At 68.1% G+C, this 17,519-nt stretch carries 13 protein-coding genes, 2 pseudogenes and 2 other annotated features; of the genes and pseudogenes, 11 read left to right on the top strand and 4 right to left on the bottom strand.

Going from position 1 to position 17,519, the window contains the following annotated elements:
- Window positions 1-160 precede the first annotated feature (160 nt).
- Window positions 161-1,960 carry an APC family permease gene (locus ACL02T_RS19705; RefSeq protein ID WP_412832174.1) on the bottom strand — a complete coding sequence of 600 codons (1,800 nt, stop codon included), beginning with the start codon at window positions 1,958-1,960 and terminating at the stop codon, window positions 161-163.
- 42 nt (window positions 1,961-2,002) lie between these two features.
- Window positions 2,003-2,590, bottom strand: coding sequence for a helix-turn-helix domain-containing protein (locus ACL02T_RS19700; protein ID WP_412832173.1), 588 nt, complete (start codon window positions 2,588-2,590; stop codon window positions 2,003-2,005).
- Window positions 2,591-2,922: 332 nt separating this feature from the next.
- Between ACL02T_RS19700 and ACL02T_RS19695 the strand changes: the two are divergent.
- From ACL02T_RS19695 to ACL02T_RS19670, 6 genes and pseudogenes are all read left to right on the top strand, one after another.
- A pseudogene (locus ACL02T_RS19695) lies at window positions 2,923-4,106 on the top strand (IS3 family transposase); the annotation flags it as partial.
- Window positions 3,213-3,344: a sequence feature (AL1L pseudoknot), on the top strand. (Overlaps the previous pseudogene by 132 nt.)
- Window positions 4,107-4,465: 359 nt before the next feature.
- On the top strand, window positions 4,466-5,044 hold the full coding sequence (locus ACL02T_RS19690) for a plasmid pRiA4b ORF-3 family protein (protein WP_412832172.1): 579 nt from the start codon (window positions 4,466-4,468) through the stop codon (window positions 5,042-5,044).
- Between the two features lie 1,043 nt (window positions 5,045-6,087).
- Entirely contained in the window at window positions 6,088-6,453 is a 366-nt protein-coding gene (locus ACL02T_RS19685) for an alpha/beta fold hydrolase (protein ID WP_412832171.1), read from the top strand.
- Between the two features lie 429 nt (window positions 6,454-6,882).
- Window positions 6,883-7,278, top strand: a complete 396-nt coding sequence (locus ACL02T_RS19680; protein WP_412832170.1) for a GntR family transcriptional regulator — start codon at window positions 6,883-6,885, stop codon at window positions 7,276-7,278.
- Complete coding sequence (locus ACL02T_RS19675; protein WP_412832169.1) at window positions 7,275-8,126, top strand: ATP-binding cassette domain-containing protein; 852 nt, start codon at window positions 7,275-7,277, stop codon at window positions 8,124-8,126. The genes ACL02T_RS19680 and ACL02T_RS19675 overlap by 4 nt, the downstream gene beginning before the upstream one ends.
- On the top strand, window positions 8,123-9,055 hold the full coding sequence (locus tag ACL02T_RS19670) for an ABC-2 membrane transporter-related protein (RefSeq protein ID WP_412832168.1): 933 nt from the start codon (window positions 8,123-8,125) through the stop codon (window positions 9,053-9,055). The genes ACL02T_RS19675 and ACL02T_RS19670 overlap by 4 nt, the downstream gene beginning before the upstream one ends.
- Window positions 9,056-9,566: 511 nt before the next feature.
- On the opposite strand, the gene ACL02T_RS19665 is transcribed toward ACL02T_RS19670, so the two are convergent.
- Window positions 9,567-11,486, bottom strand: a complete 1,920-nt coding sequence (locus ACL02T_RS19665; protein WP_412832167.1) for an ABC transporter ATP-binding protein — start codon at window positions 11,484-11,486, stop codon at window positions 9,567-9,569.
- Window positions 11,487-11,736: 250 nt separating this feature from the next.
- Here ACL02T_RS19665 and ACL02T_RS19660 point away from each other — a divergent pair, with 250 nt between their 5' ends.
- The gene (locus ACL02T_RS19660; protein ID WP_412832166.1) at window positions 11,737-12,726 is read left to right on the top strand and encodes a DUF2332 domain-containing protein; all 990 of its coding nucleotides are present in this window, start codon (window positions 11,737-11,739) and stop codon (window positions 12,724-12,726) included.
- Window positions 12,727-12,953: 227 nt separating this feature from the next.
- Here ACL02T_RS19660 and ACL02T_RS19655 read toward each other — a convergent pair whose 3' ends face one another.
- Window positions 12,954-13,289, bottom strand: a complete 336-nt coding sequence (locus ACL02T_RS19655; protein WP_412832165.1) for a helix-turn-helix domain-containing protein — start codon at window positions 13,287-13,289, stop codon at window positions 12,954-12,956.
- 162 nt (window positions 13,290-13,451) lie between these two features.
- Between ACL02T_RS19655 and ACL02T_RS19650 the strand changes: the two are divergent.
- The 4 genes and pseudogenes from ACL02T_RS19650 to ACL02T_RS19635 all read left to right on the top strand — a co-directional run bounded on the left by ACL02T_RS19650 (window position 13,452) and on the right by ACL02T_RS19635 (window position 17,414).
- Window positions 13,452-14,697 (top strand): annotated as a pseudogene (locus tag ACL02T_RS19650) (IS3 family transposase).
- Window positions 13,733-13,861, top strand: a sequence feature (AL1L pseudoknot). Its footprint overlaps the pseudogene before it by 129 nt.
- Before the next feature lie 276 nt (window positions 14,698-14,973).
- On the top strand, window positions 14,974-15,324 hold the full coding sequence (locus ACL02T_RS19645) for an STAS domain-containing protein (protein ID WP_412832164.1): 351 nt from the start codon (window positions 14,974-14,976) through the stop codon (window positions 15,322-15,324).
- A gap of 16 nt (window positions 15,325-15,340) precedes the next feature.
- Window positions 15,341-15,781, top strand: a complete 441-nt coding sequence (locus ACL02T_RS19640; protein WP_412832163.1) for an STAS domain-containing protein — start codon at window positions 15,341-15,343, stop codon at window positions 15,779-15,781.
- 121 nt (window positions 15,782-15,902) lie between these two features.
- A complete protein-coding gene (locus ACL02T_RS19635; protein ID WP_412832184.1) occupies window positions 15,903-17,414 on the top strand; it encodes an ANTAR domain-containing protein in 1,512 nt (503 codons plus the stop codon).
- Window positions 17,415-17,519 lie beyond the last annotated feature (105 nt).

Genomic DNA, 17,519 nt, shown 5'->3' with positions numbered 1-17,519 from the left:
ACAGCCCGTCTGATGTCGAGGCGCTCTGAAGTGCAGAGAGCGGGTTCAGCACTACTGACGGCGTTCGTGAGTGAACTAGTGCGGTGACCACAGCAGCGCGAGCATGGTACTTGGGGTGCTGGCTCACGATTCGACTGCCCGTTGCGGCTGCTCAGATGCCTCACTCAGGTCGCGACAAGCCAGTCGTGACGGCGACCGAGAAGCAGATGAGCGCCACAACGACTAGGACTAGAAGGTCGATTGGAAATTCGATGATCTGGTCGTACGTGGGCCCATAGGATCCCCAATAGGAGATCGGGAGAAGCGCAAGCAACGTCAGATGTAGCCAAAGGGACTGAAGAACGGAGTGAGCCTGGCTTCGATCCACAAGGCAGGTCGCGACAATCCACACGGCGACGACAATTGTCATTGCGGCTAAGTACATCGGAAATGGCCATGCGCTAGGCTCGATTGTTGTCGCGAGGAAGTACCCCGATCTCCAAGTCATCACCAGGAAAGCGGCGAGTAATGAGACATTGAAAGCAAGGAGTTGCACGCGCGTCCTGGATGGTTGCCGTGGCCAACCCAGTATCGCCTTAACAAGGAGACCGAATATCATGACGACAAAAAGCGTATTGTATGTCTGGAAGCCGGCCCAGTAGATCACCAACGCCGCCCCGACGAAGCTGATTGCCGACGGCCAGATCTCCCTAAGACGGCTCCTACCCTTATGTCCGAGCTTCAGTAGATGCTCGCCTTTTAGGATTACCGCCAAAGAAGTGCCCCCGGCGAGGAACGTCAGCACGCCCGCAGCACTGACAAAGGAAACCAAGCGATACCAGCCTGGCGCTGGCACAAGAAAGACGCAGCCGACTGCGACGGAAACGAGGATGGCGATAGTGGGTACTCCTCGTCGATCCACGAACCCCAGGGTTCGAGGGACTGCCCGATCTCTCGCCATCGCGAGCACGACTCGAGCGCTGTTTCCCGCGTAGATCCATCCTGCGCCCGCCGGCGACAGGACTGCATCTGTGAGCAGGACGACCGCGAGAGCGCCGAATCCTGCCATGCCTGCGGCGTTGAGCGCGTGGAAGAATGGCCCGGACGCCCAGGGGCTTTCCGCCAGCGCAGCCCAGTCGCCCGGAGCGACGCCTGCTGCTGCCCAGTCCAGGCTTCCTATAAAGGAAATCTGGAGGCATACGTAAAGAGCTGTCGGGATTGCGATCGAGGCGATCAGAGCCCATCGGGTATCGCGAGTTGGGTCTTCGAGTTCAGCGCCAAAGTCGAGCGCCTGACGAAAACCAACAAATGCAAATGCGATTCCGGAAACACTTATGGCGTTAAGGATCGCGGAGGGTCCAGCCGGCAGGAAGCCTCCGATCGAGAAGTTCGAGCTATTGAACACGAGGAAGAGTGCAATGAATGTGACTGTCGGAATTATGATCTTCCAGATCGTCACGTAATCCGTGACTCGTGAACTTAGCCTACCGCCTAGCATGTTGATAACCGCAAAGAGAATCATAATCGCTACAGCCAGAGTGACGCCACGAGGCCACGAAAGCAGCACGGTGCCGTCCACTTCCGAAAGTAGGCCGAGGCCAGGGAACTGGCTTCCCAGGTAGGTAAGGACAGCTACAGCCTCAAGGGGTGGGATGGAAACCGCGAAGAGCCACCCTGCCCAGGCCATCATCCAGCCAGTAATCGCTCCGTGCGTGATGTGAGGATACCGTGAAACTGCCCCATTCATGGGGAGAAGTCGCCCCAACTTAGCCCAAGGCAGTGCAATAACTGCGAATACTGCTCCTGCGACAAGCCATGACAGAATTGCTGAAGGTCGAGTAATACTGGCGGACGACAGCACAGCGAACAGCCAGGCGGACCCGATCTGCCCGCCCACGCTCAGCAAGATGACCTGCCGTCGACCGAGGTGACGATGCAACTCGCCACCAGTTGCGCTCAGCCGAATACGAACACCTGACATGTGATTCCCCCTCGCCTCATGTCGCTCGACGAGGGGCCGTTGTCAGGCAGGCGGACTGACTGTGCTAAATCTTGCGGCCGACCTAGTCGGGTAGCGAACTAGCAGCGTCGCATGAGCTGTATCGCTCTTACACTCGTATCGATGTGGCCGGTCGCCCTCGAACGATATGAAATCGCCTCGATTCAAAACCTCCATCGCGCCAACTGGGCCGACGCAGACCTCGCCGCTGTGAAGAATTAGATCCTCATGTACACCTGGAGCGTGGGCCTGTGACTCGAAGGTTCCATGGCGCATATGCATGTCGAAGACTTCGATGAGCGATGCACCATTACTTGATCTATGCATACATCGAAGGCGGAGTCCATCACTTCGTACCTCGGCTCCCTCGTGACTTCGGGTCACCGTTACGAGTGGCCGGTCACTCTCGATCAAGAGGTCGGTCAGGCTCACGTCGAGGTGGGTGGCCAACGCCATCAAGGTTTCAAGAGTCGGGTTGCCACGGCCTAGCTCGAGTTGTGCGAGCGTTGCTTTGGCGACGGAAGCCCGCTTAGAAAGCTCATTGATCGACAGCCCCTGTGCTTGGCGGATAGCTCGCAAACGGGCAGCCACCACCCGGAGGGAGCTGGCCATGTCCTCAGAGTATGAGGACGACTCCTGTGCTGGCAAGACGACCACCTAGATGTTGTAACGACCAGTCGGCGCCGAGGTTGTTACTTCCGGAGCATGATGGCTCAGAGTAGCTGCCATCTTCACGAATGGCGCAGCGACTAGACTTTCTGACGGATCTGACCGGCGGCGCGGCCCTGGCCAGGTGCTCCGTACGTGCGGGTTGCGCAGCTAGTGGTTCCGGTCGTTAGTTCGTCGGGGGTCTGAGGTCCTGCCAGGCGGTGGTGTCCGCGGCTACCGGGGTGAACTGTCCTGGCCGGTGGAGAGGCTCCTGATCTAGCAAGGAGACTGGGGCTGTGGGAGCACCTCGGAAGTTCGATGCGGAGACCCGTGCCCGCGCGGTCCGCCTCTACCAGGACCGTCTGCGTGATCAAGGCGAGTCGAAGCTGGCCGCGCGCCGACACGTCGGCGAGCTGCTCGACGTCAACCCGGCGACGATACGGAACTGGGTCGAAGCTGAGGAGCGCGAGCCCGGTTCCGGGTCCGGCTCGGCCGGAAACGACGATGATGCGGCGGTCGAGTTGCGGCGGTTGCGCGCGGAGAATGCTGAGCTGCGGCGGGCGAATGAGATTTTGAAGACTGCGTCGGCGTTTTTCGCGCAGGCGGAGCTGGACCGTCGCCTCAAGTAAGACTTCTGTTCGTTCACGAACATCGAAGCCGTTTCGGGGTCGAGCCGATCTGTGCCGTGTTGTCCGAGCACGGGGTGCAGGTCGCCCCGCAGACGTATTATCGCTGGCGGGCCCGCCCGGTGACCGATCGTCAGCTGGATGAAGCATATCTGGTGAACCGGGTCGTCGACATTTATCGGAAGAACAGGTGCGTGTACGGGGTGCGGAAGATGTGGCGTGCGGCGCGGCGGGAAGGGCTGCGGATCGGCCGTGACCAGATGGGTCGATTGGTGCGTGTCGCCGGGATCCAGGGCGTGCGCCGCGGGGTGCATCACACGACCACGACGACCCGGGACCAGCGCGCCGCCAGGCATCCTGACCTGGTCAAGCGGGCGTGGTCGGCGCCGACTCGACCGGATGCGCTGTGGGTCGCGGATTTCACGTATGTGTGGACTGCGTCCGGGTTCTGCTACGTGTCGTTCGTGACCGACGTCTACTCGCGGAGAATCCTCGGCTGGAAGGCGTCGATGAGCAAGACCGCCGATCTCGTCTCCGCGGCCTTGGCGCAGGCGTTGTCCACTCGGCAGCGAGCGATCAGCGAGTTCACCGCCGAGGGTCTTGTTCATCATTCCGATGCCGGGTCGCAATATACGTCGCTGGCGTTCACGGAACAACTCGCCGAGGCCGGGATCGCCGGCTCGATCGGCACCGTCGGCGACGCACTGGACAACGCGCTCATGGAGTCCACGATCGGGCTGTACAAGACCGAGCTCATCGTTCCGTACGCGCATTCCCGAAACTGGAGTGGTCTTCGTGAGGTGGAGCGGGGTTCACCGACTCCGGGTGCAGTCCGCGGGCGGTGGGCCGGTTGGCCTTGGTGACCTTGCGCAGCACCGGCCCCGCGGTGATCGCGGCCGCGTCCAGCCAGGCGCGGAGCGCGGTGACCGGGCAGCGCTGCGGGCGGTGCGCGCGCGGGAGCACGACGAGCTCGGCTACGGTGCCGGTCTGGTTGGTCTTCGACCGCGGTAGCTCGAGGACCAGCCCGCGGGGGTGCTCGGTGAGGTGCTCGACGGCCAGGGCGGCGAGCTCGCTGCGTCGCAGCGCGGCGAAGAACCCGACCAGCAGCAGCGCCCGGTCACGCAGCCCGGCTAAGGCGTCGTTTCAGAAGTGGAGGGCCCGGTCCTGTCCGTGACGGCGGGACTGACAGCATCGGCTGATGGTCGCGCCTCGTGTGTCTGCGAAGACGAAGATCTTCGAGTTGGAGATCGCCCTGGCCGAGGTGGCGCCGCCGGTCCGGCGTCGGGTGCAGGTGCCCGGTGAGATCGACTTGGCGGTGTTGCACGAGGTGGTGCAGTCGGTGATGGGCTGGACGAACTCGCATCTGCACGAGTTCGAGATCGCCGGGCGCCGCTACGGGATCCCGGACCCCGACTGGCCCAACCAGGATGTCAGCGACGAGTCCAGAGCCAAGCTGTTCCGACTGGTGAAGACCGGTGACCGGTTCGGCTACGTCTACGACTTCGGCGACAACTGGACCCATGAGATCGCCGTGGAGAACGTCGTCGCCGCGCAGCCGGGGGTGCGCTACCCCCGCTGCATCGCAGGTCAGGGTGCGTGTCCGCCCGAGGACGTCGGCGGGATCTGGGGGTACGAGGACTTCCAGGCGGTACTCGCCGACCCTGCTCATCCTGACCACGCTGAGCGCCTGGAGTGGGCGGGAGGGCCGTTCGACCCGCACCGCTTCGACCCCGACGAGGCCGACCGGGCCCTGGAGTGGCTGGCCTGGCGACCGCTGGCCTCGACTTCGTAGACGGCACCGGGGCGAGCACCGGGGCCGATCCTCACGCCGGTCTCGGCCGCGGCCTGGCGAGGCGGCGGTGGCAGATCAGGGCACAGGCCAGCGACAACAGCGCAGTGATCGTGGACTCGGCGCGGTCGTAGCGCAGGGCGAGGCGGCGCGGCGGCACGGACCGCGGCGGCGCCGGCCTCCTCCTCGGTGGCGGCCGCGCGCTGCTCGGGGAGCGTGAGGGCCCCGAGAGCATCCGCGGCCGCGGCCAGCGCCGCGTCGCGCTTAGATTAGCCAGGGCACTCCGGGCGGCCTCGCCGACCTGCTCCCCCACCGTCGTCACCGCGTCAAGCAGCTCCTGCAGCGGGGTGCGGGCCGCGGCCAGCCGGTCGGCGAGGTCCTCGAGCACGGCCGGGGCGAGGGCGGGGGCGTCGGAGCGACTCGACGGCGACGAAGGCGGCCTCGGCGGCCTTGCAGGACAGGACGTTCGGGCCCAGGTCATGCCGTCTTGGCAGTACCGGGCCCGGTTCCCGCGCCCGGTCGTGGGTGGAATGGGCGCGCGGCAGCGCCGGAACGCGCACAACCGCCCTCCCCCGCTGGCCAGCGACCCCGGACGCCGCCACCGGAGTTGTCATAACGAAGAGTGTCGGTGAGTTAGGCGGCGATCGCCTGGGTCACCGGGTCGTTCGGGTGCAGGTGCAGGAACGGCCAGGACGTGCAGCGCGTCCAGGGCCTCGCGTTCCCGGACGGTGTGGCGCCCCCGCGGTCCCGGGGAGCGAGCGAGCATGCGGGTTCGGTCGGTGGTGGCTCGCCGGCGCCTACGCTCGGGACCTCGGTCGTCGAGAATCTGGCGAGCCGCAAGGCACGATGGCGCTACGGGCGCGCGGCTGGGGGGAGGGGGGAAGCGTTGGAACGCCGGTCCGAGGGTGGCCCTGCCCCCTGGTTGGTGGCGCGGTCCGGGTAGGAATGCCCCATGGACGGAGTTCACGCGCTCGCCGACAGCAGTAACGCCCCAGCGAGAGCGGTGCCGTCGTTCCTGGGGGCGCTGGGATGTCTCCGGTGGGGCGATGGCGGCGCACCGGATGGGAGTCGATGGCGTGCCGGTGGTGTGGCTCGCCGGCGGTGGGATGTTCGGTCTCTACTACTGGAACGTGCACGCGCTCGCCGCCGGGTTCACCACCAGCGTGCTCTACGACCGGCTCGGCACGGGCTGGAGCGACGTCGTGGACCTGCCGCGGCCTGGTAGCCGGGTGACTGATGACCTGCGTGAGCTGCTCGAGGCGATCGGTCTGCCGGGCCCGTATGTGTTGGTCGGGCACTCCCTCGGGGGTCTGTACGCGCGGCTGTTCGCCAAACGCTTTCCGGACGACGTTGCGGGCTTGGTCCTGCTCGACCCCACCCATGAGGACATCGCCACGTTCCTGGCCCGGTAAGCGCGCTCGACGTCGATCGACGTGGATCGACGTGGATCGACGTCGACCGCTGTGGCTGTCGAGATTCTCGCCGTCCGTCAGCGGGGGGGGGCGTAGCCGGTGCAGCAGGGCACGCACGGGCCGGCAGGAGTTCGGGGCCTGGCCACCCTTGGCCCCGTTGAAGTACACCTGGACGATCACCCGTGGGGTCGCGGGAGAGCCGGCGGACTACTCCCCCGCCGTAGAAGCACGACGAACTCCGGCGAAGCGGCCGCGCCCGCCCCCCGAGCTGGTCAAGTCGAATCGCCGGTTGAGCAGGCACGCGGTGGTGGTCGCTGTCTCCGACCGAGGCGTCGACCATGACCGCACGCTAGCGGCGGCACCCGTCAGGACTGGACAAACTCCCTCTGATCCATTTCACTAATGTTGTAGTTATTTTGGGGTGAGGGTGTGGAGTTCCGGATCGACCGGCGGGCGGGGGTGCCCACCTACCTGCAGCTCGTCAACCAGGTCCGCCGCGCGCTGCGGCTGGGGACCCTGCAGGTCGGGGACCGGTTGCCGACCGCGAAGGCGGTCGTCGAGCAGACCGCGATCAACCCGAACACCGTGCTCAAGGCCTACCGCGAGCTCGAACGCGACGGGCTGGTCGAGGCCCGACCCGGCTCCGGCACGTTCGTGCTCCGCTCGCTGGCCCGCCCGCACGACGATCCGGCCCTGCGCACCGACCTGGAGGCGTGGATGCGACGCGCGGTGCAGGCCGGGCTGGACCGCGAGGACATCGACGCCCTCATCGTCGACGTCCGCGACTGCGCACTCGCCGACCGGCTCAAGGGGGAACATCGATGACAAGCGAGGCGCTGCGCGCCGACACGCTGGGCATGTGGTTCGGCGACCGGTGGGCGCTGCGCGACTGCACCTTCACTCTCCCGACCGCGGCGATCGCCGCCCTGGTCGGCCCGAACGGCGCCGGGAAGACGACCCTGTTCCGGCTCGCCGCCGGCCTGCTGCAGCCCACGACCGGCACGCTGACCGTGCAGGGCACCACGCCGTCCGGGGCGACCCCGCCCGGGGTCGCGTTCGTGGCCCAGCACGCCCCGCTCTACGCCCGGTTCCGGGTGGCCGAGATGCTGCGCGCCGCCGCCGCGCTCAATCCCACCCGGTTCGACACCGCCTACGCCCGCACCCTGCTCGACGCCGCGGAGATCTCCCAGGCCGCCCGGATCCGCGCGCTCAGCCCGGGGCAGCGCACCCGCGTCGCGCTCGCTCTGGCCCTCGCGCGTCGTCCGCGCCTGCTGCTGCTCGACGAACCCCTCGCCGACCTCGATCCGCTGGCCCGCAAGCAGACCCTGGGCGTGGTCCTCGCCGAGGCAGCCGAGAGCGGCGCCACCGTGCTGCTGTCCAGCCACGTCGTCGCCGACATCGAGGACGCCTGCGACCACCTCGTCCTACTCGGCCACGGGCACGCACCGCTCGCCGGGCCGATCCCCGACCTGCTCGACGAGCACCACCTCCTCACCGAACCAAGCGAGGCCACCCCGACCATCCCGGCCGGCGGCGTCGTCGTCCGGGACACAGTCAGCGGCCGGGAACTCACCCGACTGGTGCGCGGGGCCCCGCCGCCCGCCGGGCGGCGGCCCGGCCTGGAGGACCTCGTCCTGCCCTACCTGCAGACCACCCCCGGGAGCCCCCGATGACCTGGCTGATCTGGCGCCGCCAACGCACCGCGCTGCTGGGGCTCGCCGCGCTCACCGCGGCCACGATCGTCGTGCTGGCCGTCGGCCGCCTCACCTACACCAGCGCCATCGCCCAGTCCGGGATCGCCGCGGACTGCCTCGCCGACCCGGCCTGCGCCACGCCCGCGCTGTTCGACATCAGCGCCCGCTACGCCCTGTTCTGGGGGCTCGGGCACAGCTTCCTCCTGGTGTTCCCGCTGAGCGTCGGGCTGCTCGCGGGCAGCGCGGTGTTCGGGCGCGACGTCGAGGACGGCACACACGTCTTCGCTCTGACCCAGGAGGCCTCGCACCGGCGCTGGTTCACCACCGGCCTGCTGCTGTGCGGGAGCGTCGCGCTCGCCGCGGCAGCCGTGGTCAGCGTCGTGGCCGGCTGGGCCTACGCCCCGTTCGAGGCGAGCGCCGGCGGCGCGCTGCTCGAGACCCCGGAGTTCGAGGAGTCCGGGATCGTTCCCCTCGGCTACACCGCGCTCGCCTTCGCCGTGGCCGCCACCGCCGGGCTGCTGTCGCGCAGCACCCTCGCCGGGATTGTCAGCACCATCGCGGTGTTCGCGGTCGTGCTGTTCAGCCTGGCCGTACTCGTGCGGCCGCACTATCTTCCGCCGCTCACCGCGACCTTCCCCCTCGACCAGTTCGGGACACCCGACGGCGCCTGGGGCCTCGACTACACCTACCTCGGCGCCCTCGGCGAGGAGGTGTCGCCCACCTGCCCGTCGAACTCCACAACCTGCACCGCGTCACAGTTCCTGCGCGCGACCTACCAACCCAGCGAGCGCTACTGGCCCTTCCAGCTCATCGAGTCCGCCATCCTCGCCGTCCTCACCGGCGCCACCCTCACCCTCGGCCGCACACGACTTCGCCACCTGGCCCACGCAGGCGCTCGCGAGCGGTAGCAGATCGGCCGGCTCGATGCCGGCCGGTCCTCACCGTGGACGCGCAGCCGATCGCGGAAGAGCATGTACTTGCCGACCTTGGCATGGTCGGACACCAGCTCACTTACCGCAACGGGCGAGAACCAGCGGAGGCGCTTCAAGCCGGCCGACCGTAGCGAGCGATGGTCTTGGCAGCTACTTCTCGTCGGAGGCCTCGAGGAGGTTCGTAGACCAGCCTTCGTGGCCTTCTCGTAGGCTACCCAGCGGCGCGACGCTTCTGCGCACCAAGGAACAGCGCAGCCCGGGTGTCGATGAAGTACCGCAGCCCTCGAGTGTTGCGGGCGGCCGGTTGGCTCGATGGTCTGGGCGTGTGACCCTACGGGCATATGCCATTCCCCTGCGGTACTGGCCTGGCCAAGCTCGTCGAGGCGAGCAGGAAAGCGGGCGGTCCTGACCAGAGTCCGGGACGCCCGAGGGGTTGAACGGCCAGCCCGCCCTCTATATGCGGTTCCTCGCGCGTCAAATTACTCGCTTACCGGGCCTCGCTGCTGGTGTAGGCATCGGCCTGGATGGTGTAGAGCTCGTTGTAGAGGCCGCCGCGGGCGAGGAGATCGCGGTGGGTGCCGTGCTCGACGACGCGCCCCTGGTCGAGGACGATGATCTGGTCGGCGGCGCGGATGTTGGCCAGGCGGTGTGTGACCAGCACCGTGATGCGGTCGGCTCCGGATGCGGAGGCGGACAACTCGCGCAGTGCGGTGAACACCTCGCGTTCGGCGCGGGCGTCCATGGCTGAGGTGGGCTCGTCGGCGATGACGACCGCGGCATCGCGGTAGAGGCCTCGGGCGACGCTGACCCGTTGCCACTGGCCACCGGACAGGTCGTGGCCCCCCTGGAAGGTCCGGGACAGCAGGGTGGACTCCCGCTGTGGGAGTTCGGCCAGCACTCGATCGGCGCCGGAGCGGCGGGTCGCGTCGGCGAAGGCGGCGCCGTCGGGGTCGGCACGGGCCAGCCGGCCGACGCGGACGTTGTTCTCCGCGGTTGCCGGCCAGCGGATCGGTTCCTGCATGACGACGCCGACCCGCTCGTGGACCTCCTCTGCTGCCGCGTCGGCGATGTCGACCCCGTCCCACCGGACGCTGCCCGTGGTGGGCCGGTAGAGGCCAGTGATCAGCTTGGCGAGGGTGGTCTTGCCCGATCCGTTCTCGCCCACCAGCGCGACCACCTCCCCGGCGCGCAGGGTGAGGCCGACATCGTGAACGGCGTCGCGGGCTTGGCCGGGGTAACGAAACGAGACACCGTCCAGGGTGATGGTCGTGGGCCCGCCACCGAGCGCGGCCGTCGCGGGCGGTCGATGGCGGGCTCTGATCGCCTCGAGACAGGCCCGGTAGATCTCGACGTGCGAAGCGGCGTGGAACAGCTGGCTGGTCGACAGCACCCCCGCCCGGATGGATGTAGTGGCCGCTTGCATGGTGAAAAACGCCGCACCGGCGACCGGCAGCGGCAGCCAGCCGGCGTAGAGCAACAGGCCAAGAACGACGAACGCGGTGGCGACACCGAGGCCTCCCAGCGCGCTGCCGACGGTGCGCAGCAGGTTCTGTGTCCTGCCGACTCGCACGGCGTCGGTGGCGAGATCGGCGTTGATCCGGCGGTGCTCGGCCAGCAGCATGTGTTGGGCGGTGAAGGCGCGGACCTCGGCCACATTCTGGCGTCTCGCGATCAGGCGGCCGGTCACGTCGCGCCGCATGATCATGGCGTTCATCCTGATCAGCGAGGCGATCTGGAGCTGTGCGCCGCGAAGCAGCGCCCACGCTTGCGGGACCGCGGCCAGCAGCACGACAGGTGCCAACACCGGCTGCAGCAGTCCGGCCGTGACGACCGCGGCAACCACGGTCATCACCGCCGAGATCAGGCCGCCTACCTGGGCGGCGCCGAGGCGGATCTGCATGAGCGCTATCTGGGTGGCCCGCTCGACCAGACCGGTGAACTCGGCGTCCTCGAACGCGACCGGCTCCACTTCGATCAGCCCGGAGTACAACTCGTCCTGGGCCCGCTGCTCCACCCGTGGTTCAAGCTCGGCGTGGACCGCGCCCACCGCGGCCTGCAACGCCCCCCGCCCGACCAGCGCGCCACCAACAACCAGCACCGACGGCAACGCGTCGAGCACACGCTCTGGCGTGGGGCCAGCGGCGAACAGCTGAGCGAACACGTCGGTCGTGGCCAGCAGACCGAACGCCGTCACAGCGGCCGACGCCACCTGGAGCACCCCCGCCAGCGCCGTCAACCTCGGCGACGCCCGCCAGCTCCAACCGACCAACGCCGCGACCGTGCGCGGCGCGGCCGCCGCGACCTTCCACGGCCCAGCACGAGCGATCTCGTCCTGACCCTCCGCCCAAAACGGCACCGCGAGATCGGCCGACCCGATGAACGGCACAGAGCGCGACGGTTCCCCCACCCAGCGCAGTCTCGCTCAAAGATCGAAGCACGTACAGCCAGTTTCGCCGTGGCCAGTTTCGCCGACGCTGCCGAATCTGCCTCTATTAGATCAAGGCGCCGCCTCCGGCGGCGCGGGCTGGCTACGCCGGCACCGCTCGGCTCGCTCGCTCCTGCCTCCGGCCCGGTCGCGGCCGGCAGCACCGGCTACCCGGCCCTCCCTCCGAGAGTCAGCGCTTGATCAGAGAGTCGACGACGATCAGCATCAGCTCATGGGACAGCCGGAACCAGCGGGCGACCCGACCGACGCGCTCCGAAGCATCTACCAGCGCTTCGCCACCGTCGAGGCCTCCCGCCGCTCACCGATCTACGCCGAGCTGGCCGAGCATGTCAGTCGAGACGATGCCACGTTGGCCCTTCTACGCAGGTTTCCGCCCGCCAAGCGACAGCCGAATCTCCTGTTCGCCGCGGTCCAGTACGTGGCTGGCCCATTGACCGGCATCGCTGCCTTCGCCGACGCCATGGCCGAATGCGCCACTGAGATCGTCGACGTAGTGCGGCGACGCTCCACGCAGACGAACATCCCGGCGCGCTGCGCGACGCTCCTACCCGCACTCGCGCAGCTGCCGCAGCCTCTCGCCCTCCTCGAAGTGGGCGCATCGGCTGGTCTATGTCTCTATCCGGACTGCTACGCCTACGACTACGACGGCACTCGCGTACCGGCTCGGATCAACGGTGGGCCGACGTTTCGCTGCAGTGTCAGGGGCGCGGTGCCAATCCCTCGCGAGCCCGTCGAGGTTGTCTGGCGAGCCGGTCTGGACCTCAACCCGTTGGACATCAACGACAGCGACGACCGCGCATGGCTCGAAGCCCTGGTCTGGCCCGGCGAGGAGAACAAGCTCGACCAGCTCCGCGCAGCCACCGAGATCGCGACCAAGAACCCGCCTATCCTCGCCACCGGAGACCTCGCCCAGGACCTCGCTCCCATCGCCAACCAGGCACCGGACAACGCGACTCTGGTGGTTTTCCACACCGCTGTCCTCGCCTACGTGCGAGAACCCGAACACCGCGAGCGCTTCGCCGACAATGTCCGCGCCCTTGGTGCTACCTGGCTTGCCAACGAAGTCCCCGAGCGGATTCCCGGCCTCAGCCCGGCCGCCCTCACCGATCACCCGGCGGGCGAGTTCCTCCTGTGCGAGAACGCGGCGCCGCTTGCACGAACGGACCCGCACGGCACAGCCATCAGCTGGGTCGCCTCGTAGGAGAGGCATCTCCGAGCGGGTGGCGGGTGTGGACGGAGGCCGGTCCGTGGCGTGTTCGCCTTTGAGCGTAGAGCGTTGATCTGGAGCGGCGCTGGGTCGCATCCTTCGGTGGTGACCTTCTCCGGCGAGACGGCCGACTTCTACGCGAGCTGTAGGCGCGGCTTCGGCTCCGAGGCCGTGGCACTAGCGATCCTTGGTCGCTAGGGGTTTGGAACTTGTCCAGCGTTTCAGGCGGCCGCCGACGGGAGCCGGGCCTCGGCGAAGCGGGCGTTGATGTGCTGGTCGATGGTGCGCAGCGCGGCCCGAAGGGGCGGCGGCGTTGGTGGTGCGCTGGCCATGAGTGGTCTGAGCAGGCGGTTGTGGACCTTGGTGTAGAAGATGGCGAAGGCGAGGCCGTCGTCGGTGAGCCGGTAGAGGTTGCGGCCCTTGACGCGGGTGATCAGGCCGTTGCGGCGCAGTCGGGTCAGGTCGTAGCTGGCCCGGGACATGGGGTAGGGCTGGCCGAGCAGTCCGGTCATCAAGGCGCGCAGGCTCTGGTTGGTGATGCCGGTGACGGCGAGCATGCAGACGCTGAGGGCGCCGGCCAGGGCTTGGACCCGAGGGTCTCCGAACCGTAGGGCCGGGGCCCGCCGCCCCTCCCGGGTGCGGGTGGGGTGCGCGATCCGCTCAAAGGTGTCCCGTCCCGGGTTTGATGGAGGCCATCAAGCCTGGAGGATGATCGACCGATGGTCGCCCCGAGGAAGTACCCCGACGAGCTGCGGGAGCGAGCGATCCGGCTCGTGTTGGACGCGAAGGCCGACCCGGCGTCCGGGAGCGGGAACGTCTACAAGCGCATCGGCGAGCAGTTGGGGATCAACCCGGAGACGTTGCGGGGCTGGGTGAAGCAGGTCGAGATCGACAACGGCACGAGGCCGGGCACGACCACCGACGACGCCGCGCGGTTGGCGGAGCTCGAACGTGAGGTTCGGGAGCTGCGGCGGGCGAACGCCATTCTGAAGTCGGCTTCGGCTTTCTTCGCGGCGGAGCTCGACCGCCCCAGCAGATAGTCCTCGACTACATCGAGGCGAACAAGACCGAGTTCGGGGTCGAGCCGATCTGCGCGGCATTGAAGGACGCCGGCGTGAAGATTGCCCCGAGTACTTTCCATGCGTCGAAGAAGCGGCCGCCGTCGGCGCGGGCGCTCACCGATGCCGAGAATCTGAAAGAGATCGAACGGGTGCACCGCGACAACTTCAGCGTCTACGGCAGCCGGAAGGTGTGGGCGCAGTTGCGCCGCGAAGGCGGGGTGAATGGTCGGCAGGTGGCACGCTGCACCGTGGAGCGGCTGATGCGCCGCCACGGGCTGCGTGGGGTGTCGCGGCTGCGGGTGCCGCGCACGACGGTCCGGGATCGGCGGCAGGACCTGCGGCCGGACCTGGTCGACCGCGACTTCACCGCGCCCGCCCGAACCGGCTGTGAGTTGCCGACATCACCTACATCCGCACATTCTCCGGCTGGGTGTACGCGGCGTTCGTCATGGACGTGTTCTCCCGCCGGATCGTGGGCTGGCAACTGTCGCGCAATCTCTACACCGACCTTGCCCTGGACGCACTGAACATGGGCATCTGGACACGACAGCGCACTGGCGCGGACCTCTCCGAATTGATACATCATTCGGACCGCGGCGTGCAATATGTTGCCGTGCGCTACGGCGAGCGCCTCGCCGAGGTCGACGCGGTCGCTTCTGTCGGGTCGGTCGGTGATTCCTACGATAACGCGATGGCGGAGGCGTTCAACTCGCTGTTCAAAGCCGAACTCGTGCGGAACCGAGGACCGTGGCGCGGGATTGAGGACCTCGAGCTGGCCGTCGCGGAGTACATCGACTGGTACAACCACCGCCGCCTGCACGGCGAGCTCGGCCTGATCCCACCCGTCGAGCACGAAGCTCTACACGCCAACACCGAGACCGCCCGGCAGCCCGCCGGAGCGTGAGAACCGAGCCTCTACGAAACCCGGGACTTGACAGCGCCGCAGGCGGCCGTCTTCGCGGTTCGCCGGGGGCGGGTTGTGTCGTGCTGGCGGTACTGGGTAACTTCGACGGCGGTTGAACATCAGCCCGTTTCGCGGTGGTTGCCGTACGCGCTGGTGTCCTGCCTGTGCTCCTGCTCCTCGTCGCCCCGTGATCGTGTTGTCGGTTGGCGCTCGGGAGGCCCCGGTGGTGGGTGTTGGAGTCATGCAGTGAGAGTCGGGTCGCTGGGGGACGGCTCGTTGTCTGTCGCTACACCGCGCGAGGATCTCTACGTCGTCGCCGTCCAGGGGGTGCTCGACCGCATCCTCAGCACCAGGCTGCTGCGGTTGGTAGACGCCCGGGTGCGGATCAGCTGTGTCCACAGGCGCGCGACCAAACACCTCGTGGTTGACCTGTGCAACGTTCCCGCCGTGGGCCGTGGCGGTCTCGAGCTCCTCGAACATGCCCGACACGCCACCGACGCCCACGGGTTGTCCCTACATCTGGTCGCCCCGGACCCGCAGCCGTGGCCGCTGTCGCGGCGTGCTCGCGAGCTCGTCTCCCGGGTCGGAGTCTTCTCCTCGGTCGATGAAGCGCTGCGGCTGCTGTGAGCACAGGGCGGGGCTGTTGAGCACCGGGGCGGCCAGGGGCACGGCGCCCGAAGAGAACAGGTCAGAGGGGACCAAGTCAGAGGGGACCAAGGCAGAGGGGATCAGGTCAGACGGGATCGGCGAGATCTCCCTGACGTTGTCGGGCGGCGCTGCGATCGCCCGCCCGAGTGGGCGCCTCGACGGGGTGAGCGATCTTGTGGATCTGCTCGTGCGGGGGGCCGGATCGGCGATCGTCGTGGTCGTGTTCGATCTTCACGACGTCACCGAGGTCACGCCCGAGGCGGCCGGGACGATGGCCGAGTTCGCACGTGTCGCCCGCCGCAGAGGCCTCCAGGTCAACGTGATCGGCAACGACGAACGAGTCCTCGGGCCGCTGCGCGACAACGCCCTGATCGCGGTGTGGAACACCGTCGGCCCCAGCGCGACGGCCGCGGCAGGTCCAGACACACATGAGTAGCCCTCTGCGCGTCGTGCCCGCGGCCGCAGCGGTCCCAGTCCCCAGCAGGGATAGCTCATCGACGGACAAGGCGACGAGGGGCCACTCCAGGGGGCTGCCGCGCCGGCTGCTGGCCGTCTTGGTGCTGTTCGCGGCCGCCGCTTGCGCGGGCCCGGAGCCCGCGCCGGTGGCGGTCCCGGTGTTCGTGCCCTCCCCAATCACCGGAGCCGAGGCCCTGTCAGGCCTGGCGCGTTCGGGATCCTGCGAGGCGGTGCTGCCGCCGGGCGAGGTCGAAGCGCTGCTCGCCCTGCCCATCGACTCAATCACGCTACGTGAGACGCGCTACCCGCCTGAACCCGAGATCGGGCGGGACGCACGCATCCGTTGCCAGTACAGCCGCGCGGGCAGCGCCGGTCAGGGTGGCGCCGGTCAGGGTGGCCTCCTGCAACTGTCGACGACCCTCGCCCGGTACCGCGACGCCGACGCCGCGACGCAGCAGTGGCGGCTCAACACCGACGCACAGCGCCGGGGCCGCCCGAGCCAGGACACGCAGCTGGGCACGGCTCCGGCGGTCTTCGTCGAGCATCCCGACGGGCAGGAGCTGATTGTGAACGGCGAGGGCGTGACCGTGACGATCACGGTGTTCGACACCACGGCCCAGGTGCCGGGACGGGGCCCCGGGAGGTGCTCACCGACTTCGCCCAGCGGGTCCTGGCCCGCCTCCCACCCCCACCGGTTCTCCCACCCTCACCTGTTCCGGGGCAGTGATATGAGCAGTGATATGAGCAGTGATGTGAGTAGCGAACCCGAGTGGCATGCCGACAAACAAGCCTTCCTCGACCAGCAGGGCGGACACGACGCCCTGGCGACGCACCCTAGCCCGGACAGCGAGCTGCGGCGCCGACGCGGGGAGTTCGGTCCGCTCGCCGCCCAGTTCGCCCACCTGGCGTCGCGCCTGTTCTCCGCCGGCACCGCAGCCGACGTGCTCGACACGATCCTGGATGCGGCCGCGGGCCTGTTCCCGGAGGCTGATCTGGTCAGCATCACCCTGCGCACCGGCGACTCCGGGTTGGAGACCCCCGCTGCCACGCACGAACTGGCCGCCAAGATCGACGCGCTGCAGCAGATCTATGCCGAAGGGCCCTGCATTGACGCGACCAGTATGGACGGGGCTGGCGTGGGCGGGGCAGCAGATGCCGGCGGGGCAAGCGTGGTCGCCGACCATGACCTGAGCGTGTCGAGCCGGTGGCCCCGCTTCGGGCCTGCGGCCGCCGCACTCGGCGTGCGCAGCGTGGTGAGCTTCGGGCTGCTGCCGGCCGCGCCGGTTCCTCGACTGGGCGCGCTCACCTTCTACGCCTACGAGCCGCATATCCTCACCGCCTTCGACCGCGACATCGGGCTGCTGCTGGCCGCCCACGCCGGAGCGGCCCTGGCCGCCGCGCGCTCGGTCGAGGCCGCCGACCTGCGAGTGGCCAACCTCGAACGCGCCCTGCTGAGCCGCGACGTCATCGGCCAGGCTAAAGGCATGCTCATGGCCCAACGCGGCATCACCGCCGCGGAGGCGTTCGACATCCTGCGCGCCACCTCGCAACGGCTCAACGTCAAGCTCAGTCAGATCGCCCAAGCGGTCGCCGACCGCCGGATCGAGCTCTAGACAAAATCCGATCTCCCTGCGCTACAGCAGTAAGTGCAGCTGTGGTATTGGTGGTTTGTGCGGCGCCGTGGCGCCTGGCCGTACCTGGTAGATCCGGGCGCAGAT

The organism is Pseudonocardia oceanicola (assembly GCF_047200735.1).
In the GTDB taxonomy this organism is placed as follows: Bacteria; Actinomycetota; Actinomycetes; order Mycobacteriales; family Pseudonocardiaceae; genus Pseudonocardia.
Note: the sequence above shows the minus strand (reverse complement) of the source record. Positions and strands in the feature narration are given on the sequence as shown.

Bases quoted from the DNA above. Each gene is read 5' to 3' on its own strand.
- ACL02T_RS19705 (WP_412832174.1), bottom strand. From the start codon at position 1,960: ATGTCAGGTGTTCGTATTCGGCTGAGCGCAACTGGTGGCGAGTTGCAT.
- ACL02T_RS19700 (WP_412832173.1), bottom strand. From the start codon at position 2,590: ATGGCCAGCTCCCTCCGGGTGGTGGCTGCCCGTTTGCGAGCTATCCGC.
- ACL02T_RS19685 (WP_412832171.1), top strand. From the start codon at position 6,088: ATGGCGGCGCACCGGATGGGAGTCGATGGCGTGCCGGTGGTGTGGCTC.
- ACL02T_RS19675 (WP_412832169.1), top strand. From the start codon at position 7,275: ATGACAAGCGAGGCGCTGCGCGCCGACACGCTGGGCATGTGGTTCGGC.
- ACL02T_RS19670 (WP_412832168.1), top strand. From the start codon at position 8,123: ATGACCTGGCTGATCTGGCGCCGCCAACGCACCGCGCTGCTGGGGCTC.
- ACL02T_RS19660 (WP_412832166.1), top strand. From the start codon at position 11,737: ATGGGACAGCCGGAACCAGCGGGCGACCCGACCGACGCGCTCCGAAGC.
- ACL02T_RS19655 (WP_412832165.1), bottom strand. From the start codon at position 13,289: ATGCTCGCCGTCACCGGCATCACCAACCAGAGCCTGCGCGCCTTGATG.